The organism is Pseudomonas sp. NBRC 111138, from assembly GCF_001320835.1.
Classification (GTDB): Bacteria; Pseudomonadota; Gammaproteobacteria; order Pseudomonadales; family Pseudomonadaceae; genus Aquipseudomonas; species Aquipseudomonas paracarnis.
In genome coordinates, this window is the sequence record NZ_BCBO01000115.1 from 43538 (window position 1) to 61201 (window position 17664).

Consider the following 17664-nt stretch of genomic DNA (forward strand, 5'->3'; position numbering starts at 1 on the left):
CCGGCGGTGTTCATTTGATCTGGTAGGTAAAGCCGCGCTTATTAGCGCCGACTTTGATTCGCGACAAGGTCTGCCTATCGGCCATTCGTGCCAGGACGGCGTCGGCGATTTCAGGCAGCAGGCTGCCATTGATGATCTGGTCAACGGCACGGGCGCCGATGTCGACTTCAGTGCAACGCACCAGCAGTGACTCCACCAGCGCATCGTCGTAATGAAACTCGGCCTGGTGATTGGCTTCGACACGGCGACCAACGCGGTCCAGCTTCAAACGGATAATCGCGGCCAGCGAGTCATCATTGATCGGGTAGTAAGGCACAACGTCCATGCGGCCGAGAAAGGCCGGCTTGAAGGTCTTGTATAGCGTGGGGCGGATCAGCTCCGACAACTGTTTGACACCCGGCAGTTCATCGGGCGTTTTGTTGAGGCACGCCTGCATGATCAACGACGAGGCGGTATTGCTGGTAAGGATGATCAATGTGTTACGAAAGTCGATTTCACGCCCTTCGGCGTCGTCCAGCACACCTTTATCAAACACTTGGTAGAACAGCTCCAACACATCCGGATGGGCCTTTTCCACTTCATCCAGCAGCACCACGCTGTAGGGCGCGCGCCGCACGGCTTCAGTCAATTGCCCGCCTTCGCCGTAACCGACATAGCCAGGGGGCGAGCCTTTGAGGCCTGAGACGCTGTGGGCTTCCTGGTATTCGCTCATGTTGAAGGTGATCAGCTTGCGCTCACCGCCGTACAACGCATCGGCCAGAGCCAGGGCGGTTTCCGTCTTGCCAACGCCGGAAGGTCCGACGAACAGAAATACGCCCTTGGGCTTGTCCGGGTCCTCAAGATAAGCGCGGGCAGTGCGCACTCGCTGTGCGATAGAGGCCAAGGCATGGGGCTGACCGATGACCCGGGCCTGCAGCACATCACCCAAGGTGCGAACCGTACGAATTTCATCTTTGACCATTTTGCCCAAGGGTATGCCAGTCCACGCGGACACCACTTGGGCAATGACATTGGCGTCAACTTGCAACGGCAGTAAGGGGGTCTCCCCTTGCACCTTGGCCAAGGCGTCCATCGCTCGGGCTAATTCCAAGCGCTGCGGTGGCATGGGAGCTTTTTTACGCGCTGCCGTCAACGCATTGGCCGACGGCATTCCCTCCTCCAACTCGCCACGCAGTTGCGCAATACGTTGGACCAACACTGACTCTTGCTGCCACAGCGTAGTGGCCTCATCTAACTGTTGAGTCAGTGTCGCGGAGTGGGCTTGCAGTTCGTTCAAGTGTTTTTCGTGCTGACCGCCACTGGCGAGTTCTCGGCTCAATGCCTGCCGCTGGACCTCCAGTTGCTCTAGCTGTTTTTGAAGGTCAGCAATCATTGCGGGCCGAACACCTTGGCTCAAGGCAACTCGTGAACAGGCCGTGTCCAACACGCTGACGGCCTTGTCCGGCAGTTGCCGGGCGCTGATATAGCGGTGCGACAAGCGCACTGCCTCAGTGACCGCCTCATCCAGCACGCGGACGTTGAAGTGTTGCTCCATCAGGGGCACCAACGCCCGTAACATAGCCGCTGCTACCGACTCGGACGGCTCATCGACCTTGACCATCTGGAAACGACGGGTCAGAGCGGCGTCTTTTTCAAAGTATTTTTTGTACTCAGACCACGTGGTAGCCGCCAAGGTACGCAGCTCACCTCGCGCCAGGGCCGGCTTGAGCAAGTTGGCGGCATCGTTCTGCCCGGCGGTGCCGCCGGCGCCGATCAGCGTGTGGGCTTCATCGATAAACAGAATGATGGGGATCGGGTGCTTTTTTACTTCCTCAATCACGTTCTTCAGGCGCAGCTCAAACTCGCCTTTCACGCTGGCGCCAGCCTGTAACAAGCCCATGTCCAAGGCCAACAACTCAACACCCACCAATGCGCTGGGCACATCCTCGGAGACGATGGCGTGCGCCAATCCTTCGGCAACCGCCGTTTTGCCGACGCCAGCTTCACCGGTGAGGATCGGGTTGTTTTGCCGGCGGCGCATGAGGATGTCGATCACCTGGCGAATTTCCATCTCGCGCCCGATCACCGGATCCAGATGGCCGTCACGGGCGCGCTGCGTCAGGCTGGTAGTGAACTGATCCAGAGCGGGTGTTTTTACCTGTACAGTGACACCTTCATCGGCACCGGGTATGCAGGCCACATCGCTGACGTGATCCAACTCCTGAGAGCCTTCTGTGAAGCGGTCAAAATGAGCCTTGAGGTCCTCTGGCGACAACTTCGCCAGAATGGTAGAGCTGCGGGTCGCCCTTTGCGCCAAGGCCGGTTGGGTCAGCAATGCCAACAGCAGATGACCGCTGCGAATAGCGCCGTCCTGTGCCTCAAGAGAAGCAATCAGCCATGCACTCTCCAGCCATACCGGCAGTTGTGTCGAGAACACTGGGGTGCGCGTACTGCCGTCGCGTAACGTGTCCAACTCCTTGCTGAGTTCCGATTCCAGTGTCTCCTGGCTCAAGCCACTGCGCTTCATGATGACTGAGACGTCACTGTGGCGCTGCTCCAGCAAGGCCAACAGCAGGTGTTCAACCTCCACCTCAAAATGCCCACGCGCCCGGCAACGGCTGACGGCCTGTTCGGCGGCTTGACGGCACGTGGAGTTCAGTTTGGAGATCAGTGTTTTCAGTGAAGTGCTCATCCTGCGTCCTTGAGAAAAGTCGTGGTCAAACCGCCAGCGTTGATCCAGGGGTTAATGCAATGTGGTGATGCGGTAACGGACGTCGGTCCGATTCATGGATTGGTGCTCGGTAACCAGAAAAGCATCCCAGCCCAGTCGCCTGCTGCCCGATGGCGACAGGGCTACCCCACCCACCTGGTCAGCCTGCAATATCAGGCGAACCTCAAACTCCAGGCTGCTGCCCGCCATCAACGTCAGCCATGTTGCCAGCGCCTTCGCGCCGTTCGCACCGGGCAAAAAGTCATCAAACGTTTCGCGCAGCAGCGGCCCGATCCATAAGCGCACGCGTAAATCACGCTGCCAGACCCGGCCACCGACCAACGCATTACGCCCCAACGTCAAGCCAGGGGCGCCGAGGTGGGAACGCTGACTCACCGGCACCGAATGCCAGCCGCCGACAAACTGTTCGATTAGTACAGGCACCTGAAAATATTCGCTGAGCACGCGCTGTAAATAAGCCGCCGACAACGGACGATGACCTATGGCACCGCTGTAGAACCCGAACGCCTGGTCGCAGACACCGCCCGACGCCGGATCATTGGAAAGGGAGCGTTGAGTCAACCCGGACAGCGCTTGGGTCAGCGGCAAAAAACGCCCCTGACGGTCCAATTCGTATTGCAAGGCGAGCCGATACTTCTTCCAGGCGCCGTAGAACAACGCCGTGGCGCGATTGCTGAAGATGTCCAGAAACGCTCGCGCTGCCCGATCACGATGGACGGCCTCCCGCTCCCCCAGGCGTTCGGTGTAGGACAACGGTAAAGCCCCCTGCCCGCCCAACAAGCCAAAGAACGCCGGCGTGAGTGACACCGAATCCAGATGACCCTGAAAATACGCCTGCCAACGCTCCACCCGTTCCAGCCCCTGCTCGGGGAGATCCGCCAACATCTCCATCCGTTCAATTTCACTGGCGGGAAACCCCAAGGTCAGGGTGTTATGAAATTGCAGACGCTTACCCACTACCTCGCCGGGGCGCTCACCCTGGCCAATAAACAGATGTTCCAACACCCGAACCGCCTGGAAAAACTCATAGCGGTAAGGGTGTTCGACCATCTGCGCAATCACACCAGTATCGAGTCGCCGCTTCGGGGTTGGCATCGAAGGACCTCCTCACCGCTGTGTTTGGATATCAGCACCAACTGCGTGAAGCTATTGGCGTGGACGTAAAGCCCAAAGAAGTGATCTACCACCTGGGCAAAGATATGAAGGCCGATACCGACAAAGCTCTCCTCATCAATCACCAGGCGTATTTCAGTGCCCCGCGCCACGCTGGCGAAGTATTTGCCTGGCAACCAGGCGGTAGCCGGGCGATGGCTCAACTCGTGAATACCTTCGATTTGCCGGGCCGTCGTGGCTGAGCGTTGCAAGTCGTACAGTTTGAGCATCTCGCGCAAGGCGGCGGCTCCGCCCTCAACCAGCGACAAGTGATTGAGCGACAGATGGGAAATCAAGCGCCATTGCGCTCCGCGATCACAAGCAAAACGCACCGCCGCTGTTGGCTTTCGCAACAACGAAATACGCTGCGCTAGGGATCCACCGGGCATTCGTAGATCGCCACTCGGCACGCCGTAAGCAAGTTGCTCAGGGAGGTTACGGTTACTGCACGTGAGCTCCAGGCTTAACGACGAACTGCCTGGTGAGATGGGGTCCATGTCGGGATCGACGATGGTCAATTGCAGTTCATGGCCAGGGCTTTTACGCGCGAGATCTTCATCACGGTGCGCTACCCAATAGAGGGCATTGCGCTCCAGACATTCGCCATGGTGCAAGGAATAAAAGGGCCGAATTTCGCTAACTGAATTACCACCCGCTGTTTCGGTGGCACGCGTCACCGATTCGATGGCATGCACCTCAAACGCAGAGGCCGCTTGCTGATCGCCAACTACGTTGTATGAAACGGCCTGGTGCGACACCAATATTGGTCGCGCGCGCTGTCGAAACAGGTTTACCACTGGCGTGCAGTGCAAGCGTATGTTGGCTGCCGACAGCCCCTCCAGCAAGCGCGAAGCGGTCGAACCTGGGAGCACGTCGCCGAGCAATAAATGCAACGTGAAGCGCCGGCCTTGGGCGCCGTTCAAATCACAATCAAAGAAGCCAAATTTCTCTGGAAATGCGAAAAACTCCGTGAGCAACCGATAGGCCGGATGCGCACGCGCCGGCCAGTCAATCAGCGCCTCGTGCTCGGCAAAACCGACACTCTTCATCGGTGACGCGGGGAGTGCCTGCCATTGCCCGCTATCACCCGATTCCAGATAGGCCTTCACGACATTCAGCGCCAGCACATCCCGCAACACCGCGCAAAACGAAGGCTCACCGTCGATAAACAAACGAACATGGTCCAGCCCCAGTGCTTGGATGCAGGCATGCGAAGACAGAAGTTCGAAGGTTATCGAGAGCTGAGCGCTGGCCTGGAGCGGCAACTGCACAGCACGGGGCGCCTGAACCAAGGGACTGAAGCGCGCCGAAGCGATCCGCAAGGGGGCCAAAATCACGTTGTAGACCGTGCGAAACCGGCACTCGACCCCGCGTACAGGGCGGGAAAGCAGCTCAGTGCCGCGCGGCAATGTCACGCATTCGGACAATGTCCCTGCACCACTCCCCAGATCGAACTCGGTAATCGAGCAAGCCGGGAACGGGCGTAAGTAGTGGGGGTACAGCACTTGCAACAATGCTTCGGTAAATTCTGGGTAATCGTCCTCGATCTTTTTCGAGATGCGTGCGCCCATCAGTGCGAACGACTGAATCATGCGCTCAACATGGGGATCTTCACTGACATCTCCGGCCAGCAGCAACCGCCCGGCGATTTTCGGATAGCGCTCAGAAAATTGGCGAGAGTAACTGCGCAAAAAAGCAAGTTCGCGCTCGTAAAACGGCAGAAGGTCGTCCATGGACATTTATTCACTCACCGCCAGGCGTCGGGTTTTACTGACGCGATACTGCAACGTACTGGGCTGCAGCAATGCATCGAAGCTGACTGGTTCGCGTGCGGGATGAACAATGAGCATGGCACTGATCGAGAAGCGTAAGCCGCCTGCCGAACGTCGGTGTTGATCCAGCGATACCCGAATGTCCTTCAAGCGCGTCTCATGCAGAGAGATGGTTTTTTCCAACGCCGTGCAGATAAAGGCACGGTCCACGGAACTGGCCAAACTGCGGCTTGAGACATCACGCAAGCCATAGGTCATCAGTGACATCTGGCAATGTGGGAACGCCTTTAAAACGTCCTCCTCAATGACCAGGCGACTGTTGAGCAAGGCCTCGACATCCAGCGCAACGGACTCCTTGAACTGCTCCAGCGTGTGCCGGGTAAATTTGCCCTGGGCAACGCTATGCGGCGCCTCATCGAAGAGCTTTTCCAGCAGGCTAAGTTCGTATCCTTTCACGCAGAAGTCTTCCTTTGACTCGGGAAATATTCACCCAAAGCCATACAGAAAATGTTCAGAAAAATAGTTCGAGGCCATGACCACGTCATGGCCCGACTTAACGCATCAATCAGACCGCGAACGACTTGTCGTTCTTGGTCAAACTCCAAGCGCCTTGAGTGTTGCCCTGCTGGCCGCCACCACTGGCTTTCTGGGTGTAACGCCATTGCACGGCGGCGTACTTCAACTTGAAGGTTTCCATAGGCTCCTGGCCCGCCACAACTTTGGGCGCGATGCTGGCTACCACGGCGTTTTTCAGATCGATCGCCAAGTACTTCACTCGTTGACCTTCACCGTCGCGCTTAAAGAACTCAATGGTGATTTCTTTGAAGGTGGTACCACTCGACGCTGCCTCATACAGCTGCGGACTGGTGACATCCATCGTCTTGGTGAACTCCATTGCATCGTGTTCGCAACGTTCGGCCGTGTTGCCACCGGTTGCAGACGCCGTTGACGATTTTGGCTGGCGGATTTCATGCACCCAGGAATCGATTTCCAACCAATCCGCGTGGTCCTTATCCAGGGACTCACCCTTCACATCCGGCTGTCCAATTTTGAGGTAGATGTCTTTCATTTACTTCGTCCTTTTTTAGGGAGGGTTGGTGTAGCAATCACTCTATGCCTTAACGCCCGCGGGCAGCTCAGCGACCAGGCGCAGAGACACCGACAGTTCGTCAAGTTGGTAATGGGGACGCAGGAACGCCACGGCGCGGAATACGCCAGGACGACCGGGCACTTCGGAGACCTGAATAGACGCTTCACGCAAGGGATATTGGGCTTTGGCCTCTTGGCTCGCGTTGTCATTGAGCAGCACGTATTGGCTGATCCAGGTGTTCAGAAAGGTTGAAACGCTGGACACCGATGCAAAGCTACCAATCTTGTCGCGCATCATCGACTTGAGGTAGTGAGCAATCCGCGACACGGCGAAGATGTACTGCAGTTGCGAGGACAGCAGCGCGTTGGCGTTTGCCGCGTCTGTGTTGTACTTACGCGGCTTTTGCAATGACTGCGCGCCAAAAAAAGCCGCGTAATCGGTGTTCTTGCAATGCACCAGGGAAATAAAGCCCAGATCGCTGAGTTCTTTTTCACGACGGTCAGTGATGGCCACTTCAGTCGGGCACTTGAGCGCCACTTCACCATCATCGGTGTTGAAGGTATGAGTCGGCAGCCCTTCCACCAGACCACCACCCTCAACACCTCGAATAGCGGCACACCATCCGAAGTTCTCAAACGCTTGCGTAAGACGCACCCCATGGGTATAAGCAGCGTTACACCATAGGTATCGGGAGTGGTCGCGACCGTCTACATCCTCAACGAACGGGAAGCTGTCAATGGTGATACCATCAATAGGGTTGTACGGTAGGCGCCCCAGGAAGCGCGGCAACGCCAAGCCCACATAGCGCGCATCTTCAGAGTCGCGCAAGGATTTCCACTTGGCGTATTCAACCGTATCAAACACCTTGGCCATATCGCGCGGGCGGCCCAGGTCGGCAAAGCTCTCCAGGCCAAGCAGTTCAGGCGCAGGCGCCGTTATGAATGGCGCGTGGGCGGCAGCCGCGACATGGGACATTTGCTCAAGGAAGTACAGGTCTTCTGGCTGACGGGTGATCGCATAGTCACCAATCAATGCACCAAACGGTGCACCACCAAAGGTGCCAAACTCTTCCTCGTAGATCTTCTTGAACAGTGAGCTTTGGTCGAACTCCAATGCAGCTTTGAAGTCGCGCATCAGCTCTTTTTTCGATGCGTTGAAGACCTTGATTTTGATCATGGCCCCGGTAGTCGACTCAGTCACCAAATGGTGCAAGCCGCGCCAGCTGGATTCGAGCTTCTGAAATTCTGCGGCATGCATGACCAGCGAAAGCTGTTCCGAGAGCATCCGATCCAGCTCGGCAATACGGGCATCGAGGCTACGGGCAAGGTTCTCCGACACTACAACAGTCCCCTGCATGACCTCAGCTACCAACTCGGCGATCAGGTCACGTGCACGGAGGTGCTCCGATTCGGACTTGGCGATCTTGCTTTGCTCAACGACCTGATCAAGCAGGCTCGCCCCTTCATTCAGCAGTGGGGCACTCACATCACTGGACGCTTTTGCGCTGTTCATGCGTCCCCCTGGGATTCACGACGAATCGTGGCCATTTGCTCGGTGTTTTTCAGTACATCGCCGAGCACATCCTCAAGGGTCTCGTTGGTCGAGATTTTGTTGCGCATATCCGCCAGCTTGCTGCGCGCCTCATGCAACTTATGCAGGGCGGGCACCTGGAGAATAAGAGCCTCTGGTCCGAAGTCTTCCAGTGACTGAAAGTTCAAAGTCACACCAAACTCACCTTCCCCCGTCAGCGCATTGGCCACCCGATAGGTCGCCCGCGGTGCCATCGCCGCCATGACCTCGTCAAAATTATCCCGATCAAGCGAAACAAACTTGCGATCCTTGGGACGGGCCAGAGGTGTTTCCGGACTGCCGGAAAAATCCCCGAGCACACCGACCACAAAGGGCAACTCCTTTTGCTCGATGGCATCGCCGATCTCAACGTCGTAGGTCAGTTGGATCCTTGGCGCCCGCACTTTTTGCAGGCGCTTTTGCACGCTTTCCTTTTTAGCCATAGCAGGCACTGCCTCAATCAAATACTTACTTAAGGAGTCACGTTCAATTCATGCCCGGCAGGCTGGAGAACGGATTGGAGTTCGACGGCGCTGGCGCAGCCTTCGCGGGTGCCGCCGCCGACTTGCGTGCCGCAGCCTTGGCTTTGGGCAGCAATGCCTTGGCGCCCAAGGTTTCGCGCAACCTCGTCGCGAGCTTTTGTGCCTCTTGGTGCACAGGGCCGTTTACGTCTTTCTCATCACGCAGCCTTCCCAACGACTGCACCGCTACGCGCAAGCCCGACACAGTCAGGATGGCGTCTGCTCGTGCGTTCGCCGCATCGCGCTGCAGAACCTCCTGTGAGGCCAGAATCGCAGCGCCATAATTTTCAGCCTCAAACTCCAGCTCAGCCTGGCGCAACCAAGGCTCTTTGCGCGTAGGCTCCATGGCGGCCGCCTCCGACAGCAACTTCCTACCCGCCTCAAAGTTTCGCGCTTGAATGCGCTCATCCGCTTTAAACATCAAGTGTTCAAATGTCGGTACGGAGTCTTGTGCAGATTGCATTGCACAGCCTGCCAACAATAAAAAAACTGCCACAATAAGAATCGCACGCACAGCTATCCCTCCAGGATGAACTTCTTAGTCCTATGCTTATCACTTCATTTATTCTCTTGCCGCCGGACGAATCATTAACCGGCGCCCGTAAGAGCTCAAACCGTATAACAACAAAAAAGCGCTTGCAAACAAATTCGTACGATTTTTTACGGAACCTTTATAAAGTGAAATTTCCCACAAAGTAAGAAAAAACATCTTACAAAATGAATCGTAAACGCCCACTTGAAAGAAATTAAAACAGACAAAACCACCCGTAATGCTTGACCAAAACGGGCAAAACTCTCAAATTGCGCTTAACTCGACTGCAACCAAGACTTAAATAGGAATTTTCCTGTGCAATGCGAATGACCCATCTGCTACGTGCGCATACAGGGAAGCTTTTATGAACGGCGACATCCCAACCAACTAGTTACACCGTACCGCCGCCCCAACTTTCTTATTTTCAAGAGCCACTTAACTAATGCAAACTCTAAGAAAATGTAAAATCCGCTTCAGCGTCTCTCGCACAAAAGTTAGGAGGATCGCCGACATCCTATGCCTAATAGGGGCCCTTCTATTAACGGGATGCTCAAGTAACGAACAACAAGTAGAGCAGACGCCCTTGGTCCCTCTGCGCATTCATGCGGCCGCTAATCTCAATCAAGGCACTCATAAAAAACCGCTGGCCCAAGTCATCAAGATCTATCACTTGCGTGCCACAGAGCGCTTTGAACAGACGCCCTTCGACAGCTTCCTGGACGACACTCAGGAGCTCAGAGCCCTGGGTTCAGACCTCGTCAACTCGCGAGAAATGTTGTTACAGCCCGAGCAGCATTACGAACTCAACGAGAAGTTGGAAAACGGTGCCGCCTACATCGGCATCGTGGCGTTTTTCCGCGAGCCCGCCGAGCGGCGTTGGCGCTTTGCGTACGACGCCAACGCTTCGGCACCCACCGGCATCACCGTGGGCGTTCATGCCTGCGCGCTGACCTCCACGCAAGGAGCGCTGATCAACACCACGGGCGCCACCGAAACCCTGGCCACCGTCAGATGCCCGAGTCACCAATGAGCGTGAGACCCCCATCCGCAGCGCCCTGCAAGGAGCTCCTCCATTGAGTCATAACGCCAAAATCCTGTGGGGCGAAGGACTATTCCTGCGCCCGCAGCTCTTTCAGCAACAAGATCGCTATCACGAGGCAAGGTTGAGCCAGATGAGTCAGTTGTTGCAGCCTTATGCCTGGGGGATTCAACAGCTGACACTCGACAAGGGGAGCCTGGCGCAAGGCACTTTGCGCGTGCTGGAAGTGTCCGCCGTGTTCCCAGGGGGCGAACTGTATTGCGCGCCGGAAGGCGCCACACTGCCAACGGCGCTCACGCTTCAGGACTTACCCCTGGGAGTGTCTGAGATCATCGTTTACCTGGCCTTGCCCCGCCTGAACCCCTACGGACGCAACCTTGCCGTCAGCGACCTGGCCACAAGCGCTGGTCGTTATGCCCAGAACAACGAGCAGACTCCGGATCTGTTCACTGATTCGGAAGAAAGCGAAATCGCTTTCCTTGCTCCCGCCGTTCGCTTGCTGACGGAAGACCAGGCACAGGACGCGTTTGAAGTTATTCCTATGGTCCGCGTGAAACGCAGCAGTAATGGCGGGTTTGAGGTGGACGACCAGTACATGCCCCCCTCCGTCAATTTGGCCGCCATGCCCGGCTTGCAGATCAAGTTACGACAGTTGCTTGAAGCCCTTGATGCCAAGGCCCAGGTCATGCAGGAAACCCACCGCGAGCCCTCGCAGAATATCGTTGAATTTCGCGCGGGAGATATCGCCTCATTCTGGTTGCTGCACACCAGCAATACGGCATGCGCCAGCCTTTCTCACCTGTTCAAGCACCCTGGCCTGCATCCCGAACGCGTGCATCAGGAACTGCTGCGCCTGGCCGGCGCCCTGCTGACATTTTCTAAAACCTATCGCCTGGCTGATTTACCGCCTTACGACCATAGTCACCCGGCACCCGGCTTCAACACCCTGTTCGCCGTGATTCACAGCTTGGTGGACACCGTGATTTCCGCGCGTTACTTCAGCATTGCGCTCACCCAAGTGAAACCGGCGTATCACCAAGGCCGCCTGGACAACGAGCGAATTGACGGCAACAGCACTCTCTACCTAGGCGTCAGCGCTGAAAAGGCTGGCGTAGAACTCGCTGAAATCGTGCCGCGCACGGTAAAAATTGGCTCGCCGGATACGGTTGAAAAGCTCGTCACCTCCTCCATGCCCGGTGTGACCTTGACCTACACCCCCGTGCCTCCGTCGGCGATCCCTGTGCGGCCGGGCATGCTGTATTTCGCCCTTGAGCCCCGTGGGGCTCTGTACGAACACATGCTGAAAAGCCAGACCGTCACGGTGTACATCCCCAACGGCCTCAGCGAATTGAAACTTGAACTGCTAGCCCTGCTGCCATGACCTATACCAACGCACCTCACATGCTTGCCCCGACAGAACCCTCTAGTAGCTACGCAAGCAACTCGCCCCAGCGCCTGATCGACCTGATGTCCGACGGCTTCTATCTGCTGCTGTTGATTCAACGCCGTCAAGTGCCTGAACACCAGCAAGCGTTCAGCGCAGCAATCAAGCACTTCTTTACCCGAATGGAGAGTGCTGCGACGGCAGCAAGTATCGCAAACGAAGACATCCACGCGGCCAAATACGCGTTCTGCGCAACGATTGACGAGCTGATTCTCTCCGCTTCCGACTGCCCGTTCCGTGACCAGTGGGAGCTCAACCCGATGCAGCTTTCGATGTTCGGTGACCAGTTAGCGGGAGACAAATTCTTCAACTACCTGGAGGACCTGCGCAGTAAGGGTGCGGTTCGCTTGCAGTCACTGGAGGTCTATCACTTGTGCCTGCTGCTGGGCTTCCAAGGCAAATATCGCCTGGAAGGATCGGAACAGCTGAGCTATCTAACGGCACGGTTGGGTGACGAATTGGCGTTTCTCAAAGGCAAACGTACCGCCTTCGCTCCCCGCTGGGCCTCGCCTGATCGTGTCGTGCACCTCCTGCGTCGACAGGTTCCGTTGTGGACACCCGCCTTAGTATTGGGGGCTGTTGGGGCAATCAGCTTTACCGCCTTCAGCATGACGCTTTCAACCGAAACGCAGCAACACATGGCCTTGCTCGACAACGTGATCCAGCTCCCCACACGCACGGCCAGCCTGACCATCACCCTACCCTGAAGGAGCTACACATGCGCTCACCGGCTGACATGGATGCCACCGACTGGTCTTCATTGCTCTCGCAGCATAACCGGCTTCTGCAGGTGCAAACGGTTCTGCCCGATGCCTTGGTGGTGGAGCGCTGGGAAGGCCTCGAAGCCATAAACGAAGAACTTGCCTTCACCCTCGACTGTATCAGCCCCTGCGCCGTGCTGGACCTAGCGCGGTTACCGGGCACGGTATTGTGTCTGCAACTCGCGCAGCTCGATGGTCAGCCGCGCAGTTGGCAAGGCACCGTGATCAGTGCAGAACAACACGACAGCGACGGTGGTATCGCACACTATCGACTGCACATCGGGACTTGGCTGAGCCTACTCAAGCCGCGCCGCAACACACGGATCTTCCAGGACCTGGATGCCCTGGAGATCGTGACGCGCATTTTTGCCGACTACCCACAAGCGCAGTGGGAGGCGCGCGTGACGCAACTGCTGCCAAGACGTGCGTTATGCACGCAATACCGTGAGACGGACTATGAGTTTGTCTGCCGGCTATTGTCCGAAGAAGGTTTGAGTTTCTACTTTGAACACGCAGCCAACGCGAAGAAGAGCGCCAGGCTGGTGATTATCGACCGCGACTACCCATGGCCGGACGGGGGAACCTTGAGCTTTTCCCGCGAAGACACGCCGCAAGCGGATGACGGTATTCGTCGGCTGAGCGAGCAGCGTCAGATCTCCAGTGATACCGCGACCACCTGCGCCTGGAACCCGGAACAACTGCTGGGGTTGAGCGGGTCCGCGGACGACGCCATCAGCGAAGGGCCCGTGGTGCCTGAACTGGAGGTGTATGAGGCAATTGCCTGCGCCATTTTTCATGCGCAGAACGAGGCACACCTGGCCGCTACCCATCTGTTAAGTGCGCGCCGTCTAAGCTGCCACGGCTACGAAGGAGACAGCGCAACACGGCCGCTGCAACTGGGTGTTCGCTACACCTTGGACCATCATCCGCAGTTGGGTGCCCTGCCCTTGGTTTGCCGGCAGATCCGACACGTCGCAACCAATAACCTCGGCCTGCCGCTTGCGCACCGAGCGGGGCAACCGGAACTGGAACAAGGTCTCTACAACAACCACTTCCTCGCGGCTGCACCCACTGTCCCGATCGTGCCAGACCGACTCCCGCGTCCCCAGGCCCCCGGTGTACAAACAGCCACCGTCGTCGGCGTACCAAAACACACCCTCACCAGCAACCGTGATCACCAGGTGCGGGTACAGTTTTTTTGGCAACGCGGTGAAAGCCCCCTACCAGGCGGCCTGCAAGACAACGCACATGCGCCCGGTAATGAAACATCGGGTACTTGGGTTCGTGTCGCCGAAGCCTTGGCCGGGGCGAACTTTGGTCAGCACTTCACACCGCGTATCGGCAGTGAAGTGCTGATCAGCTATGCGCATGCCGATATTGACCAACCGGTGGTCATTGCACAGGTGTACAACGGCGACGCCACGGCCCCCTTCAGCGCCGGAATCGACGCAGCCGCCAACCACCCCGGCACCATCAGTGGAGTACAGACCGTCGCCCTTGATGGCCAGCCCGCCAGCCATTGGCAACTGGATGACGCCCAAGGCCAACTGCGTCAGCAGCTAGGGAATGAAACCGCACGCAGCTCGCTCACCCTGGGGTACGCCATTGCCAGTGAAGGCAGCAAGCGCAGTATTTATCAGGGGCTGGGCTTCCATCAGACCACCCAAGGATGGGGGCAGGTTCGAGCGGCTGAAGGCCTGCTCCTGTCCGCCAGCCTTCAGACTGGCGCGAAGGCCACTCAGATGCAGATGAGCGATGCGCTCGACCAACTCTACGGCGCCGTGAACACCGCCGAACGGTTGAGCCAGGCCGCGCAGCAAGCTCAGGCAGGCATCATGGCAACTCACGCCGGGCAACAAGCCTTAGCCGATGAGTTGAACCCGCGCAAAGGCGCGCAGCATCCCGCCCAGGTCAATGGCCAAAGCACCACTCAGCGCGACAACGAACAAGCCGTGGAGCGCTTCAGCTCGCCGCATATGGTGCTCGAAACCCCGGATCATTTGACGAGCGCCACACCCGCCAGTAGCGCCGTGTACGCAGGGCAACAGATACAGGTGACCAGCCAACAGGAGCTGCACCTGAGCGCCGCTCACTCCGTCGCCGGCGTCAGTGGTGGCAACCTGCAGTGGTACACCGCTAAAGGTGGCGCTAAGATCGTGGCGCAAACAGCTGCGATCAGCCTGCAGGCGCACACTGACCGGATGGAGGTGTTGGCCGATCAAGCGGCAACCTTCACCGCCAGCGCAGGCAGGATCGACCTGATCGCCAAGACCCGAATTGTCCTGCAAGCCGGATCGGCGAGTATTACGTTGCAAGGTGGCGATATTACCTTTGCCTGTCCGGGACAGTTCAGTGTCAAGGGTAGCGAGCATCCGTTGCTGGGCGGCGCCAAACACACCCTCAACCTCGACGTCATGTCACAGAGCCAAGGCGCCACCGAACTTGCCTTCATTCTGAAAGATACTGCCGGCGCTCCCTTACCCGAAATCGATCAAATCCTTGATATCCGCGCGGGCGACCTTCGCAGTCGAGCGATCAGCGATGCCACGGCTCAAACCCGTCGACACTTTTCCGCGCAACCAGAGCCCGCCCAGGTGCATCTGAGCTACCCGCAAATCAAGGTCGAAGACGATTCCTTTTGAGCAATAAGCACGGAGATAGGCGATGACCGCATCCCGGATTGTCGACACGCAAGAAGGCGTTAGCTACGTCAAAGGTCGCCCCCTGAAACAGGCGCATACCCGCGCGGAGCCCGGTGCAACCGAGGATGCCGTAGTAACCTGCTGCGATTTATGGTCCAGCGTCCAAGCGGACAGCATCAAATTACTCGCGGAAAACAATGTCCTTATTCCCAAAGTCTTAAGGCGTGCTAAACGAACCGCTGGCAACTATGCGCAGCTGTTTCTGGATGATGAAGGCACGGAACACCAAGGTCGTTTTTACTGGGCTGGGCTAGCAGCATTTGCCGCCAAACAAGTGGTGGATGGAATTGAGTATTCCGAAAGTAAATTCGATTCGATTGTCCCACAAGCCCGACTCATGTCTCGTATCACTTATTACTACTTGCTAAAGGGCAATTTTTGGCTATTTCTCGAAATCACGCCGTGGATGCTTTATTGGCGAAAATTTGGACACGAAGTATTTTTCCGCGATGTAGATTGTCGAAATATTACCACTTATGACCCGATGATCACCAAGAAGATGCGATCAATGCCCTGGGCCGTAGGAGAGAACACGCCCTTGCGCACGAACCTCGAAAAAAATATGCGTGTATTCGATATAAGGAAGCTTAACTGGGAGATGAATCTGACTGACGGCAAAGGTGCGTTGGTGGAGATGAAGCAGTGCAAAGCGACTGAGGATTTGAAAAATGGGTTTCGTCAAATAGAAAAATATGCAGACTCAAAAAGCTCTTACCTACAAAAACTTAAAGAGCGGGTAGCTTTCAAAAGCGCCGAATTCTTTCTGCAGCATGAGCAAAACCACCACTTACAAGTGATGGTTTACGACCATCCTGAATTCAAATTTGCCATCAACAACAACGATTTAGGAAGGCGTTTATGGAACTTGCTCGGAGCCAAGGATCCTTCGTTGGTATTTAACGCTGCCCCCTTGATTACCCGCGAAATTGAAGTGCGAGAACTGGAGCCCTCCGGTCTTACCGAAAAAGACGTCACTGTCACCATGGAACTGGAGCACGGCAAGCTTTACAAACCGGAGGACCGGATGACGTATGTAAAAGAGATCCTAGCTCAATACCATAAGTTAATGACGCAAGGCCGTGATTTTGAAGGTCAGTTTCGTCCATACATGATTCAGCAAATGCAGGTAATTTCAGCCTGGAAGGAGGCCTGACCATGCGTCGCCGCACTGGCTTTTGGTTACTCGGGGGAGGCTTGCTGCTCACACTGTTGATATTGGTTCGAATTTTTATCGGCTATGTACCTTCAAATTACTCCCCAACCATGAATCGGAGTCCATTAATGAACGCTCACGCACTTGAGTTCACTTTGGGCGAGAAAGGCGACACGGTCATTCAACGCTCCAGCTTCTCTATCAAAAGCTCTGGCGTTAGTAGCGTACTTTTTTACACCGTTAGAAATGCTCAATTCCGTCTGAGCCATCCCCAATTTGGTCTACTCTTCCCTCCCGCTTCCTCAGTGCTTTTTTATGACAATGCCCGCGACAATTACGGTATCGACGAAGTCAACATGCAAATTAAGTTGCCCAGCACCCTGATCTTCAGAAGCCCTTTAGATCCCGAGATTGAAGCCTATGATCGGAGAGTCTATGGACTGGTATCAAACCTTCAAGCCAGTATTCAGGCAGCGGGTTGGAAGCGATTTATTTTGCAGAGCGATCCACGTTTAATAGGTCAGGCAAGCTTTAGTTTCAAAGATGGTTATTTACGGCAAGCCAGCATTAACAACATGAAGCTTATCTCCCCTTTTCTAGCGGACGCTGACTACCGACTTACATGGGAGGACTGGCAAAATCTTAAGGAGGGTTTTATCTGGCTGTGGTACGCGGACAATATGCTGTTGGAATTCAGTTATACCCCCGGCAGCCGAACAACAGGATCTACCATACTTGACAGCTTGGATATCATAATACGAACCTCCGCCAGCCTCAGCGGCGCCAGCCATCCCAACGAAGCTACCCGAGCCGAATATGCGGATTCGCTGATGGGCGCCTTGCTATATCGCTTTGAACTTGAAGAGCAGGCCCGAGCCATTGGTTTGCCCATTCTTGAAAGCTATCAAGACCCCACCATGGTCAGCGGCGTCCCTGTGCCGAGCATGGACAGCGTGGCAAAAGCCGCCACGTTAGAAAAAGCACAGCCTGCCCCTCCAGAGCCCGCCTTACGCAAAGCCGCCGGCGAACTCTGCCCGACATCCGGTTGGTGGTTCACGCCAGCCAAAACTAACTCTAGACGCTACATCCAGCAAGGTGCCCCCTTTCCGGCAATCGAGGACAGCAACTACGGCACCACCTTCTGGCAATGGAGCCCGGATCAATCCGCGCCGAAATTGTAGGCGCCCAACGCATGAAGCAGTCACTAGACAATAAGAGA

14 protein-coding genes are annotated in these 17664 nt (G+C 56.3%); 6 read left to right on the plus strand and 8 right to left on the minus strand.

All coding sequences use genetic code 11. The features are described from left to right. Nucleotides 1-10: 10 nt before the first annotated feature. The 8 genes from tssH to APH41_RS21085 form a co-directional block, all read right to left on the minus strand. On the minus strand, nucleotides 11-2671 hold the full coding sequence (gene tssH / locus APH41_RS21050) for a type VI secretion system ATPase TssH (protein ID WP_054921220.1): 2661 nt from the start codon (nucleotides 2669-2671) through the stop codon (nucleotides 11-13). Nucleotides 2672-2722: 51 nt separating this feature from the next. After that, nucleotides 2723-3805 carry a type VI secretion system baseplate subunit TssG gene (gene tssG / locus APH41_RS21055; RefSeq protein ID WP_054921222.1) on the minus strand — a complete coding sequence of 361 codons (1083 nt, stop codon included), beginning with the start codon at nucleotides 3803-3805 and terminating at the stop codon, nucleotides 2723-2725. Then, a complete protein-coding gene (tssF, locus tag APH41_RS21060; RefSeq protein WP_054921285.1) occupies nucleotides 3769-5595 on the minus strand; it encodes a type VI secretion system baseplate subunit TssF in 1827 nt (608 codons plus the stop codon). Before tssF ends, tssG begins: the two co-directional genes overlap by 37 nt. Before the next feature lie 6 nt (nucleotides 5596-5601). Further along, nucleotides 5602-6090, minus strand: coding sequence for a type VI secretion system baseplate subunit TssE (gene tssE / locus APH41_RS21065; RefSeq protein WP_054921223.1), 489 nt, complete (start codon nucleotides 6088-6090; stop codon nucleotides 5602-5604). 109 nt (nucleotides 6091-6199) lie between these two features. After that, nucleotides 6200-6703 (minus strand): type VI secretion system tube protein Hcp, encoded by a 504-nt coding sequence (locus APH41_RS21070; protein WP_054921225.1) that lies wholly within the window; start codon nucleotides 6701-6703, stop codon nucleotides 6200-6202. A 42-nt stretch (nucleotides 6704-6745) separates the two neighbouring features. Then, a complete protein-coding gene (gene tssC / locus APH41_RS21075) occupies nucleotides 6746-8236 on the minus strand; it encodes a type VI secretion system contractile sheath large subunit (protein ID WP_054921228.1) in 1491 nt (496 codons plus the stop codon). Then, the gene (gene tssB / locus APH41_RS21080) at nucleotides 8233-8736 is read right to left on the minus strand and encodes a type VI secretion system contractile sheath small subunit (RefSeq protein ID WP_054921230.1); all 504 of its coding nucleotides are present in this window, start codon (nucleotides 8734-8736) and stop codon (nucleotides 8233-8235) included. Before tssB ends, tssC begins: the two co-directional genes overlap by 4 nt. Nucleotides 8737-8779: 43 nt before the next feature. Beyond that, nucleotides 8780-9328 carry a hypothetical protein gene (locus tag APH41_RS21085; protein ID WP_139271541.1) on the minus strand — a complete coding sequence of 183 codons (549 nt, stop codon included), beginning with the start codon at nucleotides 9326-9328 and terminating at the stop codon, nucleotides 8780-8782. 460 nt (nucleotides 9329-9788) lie between these two features. Here APH41_RS21085 and tssJ point away from each other — a divergent pair, with 460 nt between their 5' ends. The 6 genes from tssJ to APH41_RS21115 are packed head-to-tail and all read left to right on the plus strand — an operon-like array spanning nucleotide 9789 to nucleotide 17626. Then, nucleotides 9789-10376 (plus strand): type VI secretion system lipoprotein TssJ, encoded by a 588-nt coding sequence (gene tssJ, locus APH41_RS21090; RefSeq protein ID WP_082430484.1) that lies wholly within the window; start codon nucleotides 9789-9791, stop codon nucleotides 10374-10376. A gap of 43 nt (nucleotides 10377-10419) precedes the next feature. Beyond that, nucleotides 10420-11766: a type VI secretion system baseplate subunit TssK gene (gene tssK / locus APH41_RS21095; protein WP_054921237.1), complete on the plus strand. Its 1347-nt coding sequence runs from the start codon at nucleotides 10420-10422 to the stop codon at nucleotides 11764-11766. Continuing rightward, the gene (gene icmH, locus APH41_RS21100) at nucleotides 11763-12536 is read left to right on the plus strand and encodes a type IVB secretion system protein IcmH/DotU (protein WP_054921239.1); all 774 of its coding nucleotides are present in this window, start codon (nucleotides 11763-11765) and stop codon (nucleotides 12534-12536) included. Before tssK ends, icmH begins: the two co-directional genes overlap by 4 nt. Before the next feature lie 11 nt (nucleotides 12537-12547). Continuing rightward, on the plus strand, nucleotides 12548-15232 hold the full coding sequence (locus tag APH41_RS21105) for a type VI secretion system Vgr family protein (RefSeq protein ID WP_054921241.1): 2685 nt from the start codon (nucleotides 12548-12550) through the stop codon (nucleotides 15230-15232). Nucleotides 15233-15254: 22 nt separating this feature from the next. After that, on the plus strand, nucleotides 15255-16445 hold the full coding sequence (locus APH41_RS21110) for a DUF2515 family protein (RefSeq protein WP_054921244.1): 1191 nt from the start codon (nucleotides 15255-15257) through the stop codon (nucleotides 16443-16445). 2 nt (nucleotides 16446-16447) lie between these two features. Then, nucleotides 16448-17626 (plus strand): hypothetical protein, encoded by a 1179-nt coding sequence (locus APH41_RS21115; protein WP_054921246.1) that lies wholly within the window; start codon nucleotides 16448-16450, stop codon nucleotides 17624-17626. Nucleotides 17627-17664: the final 38 nt, after the last annotated feature.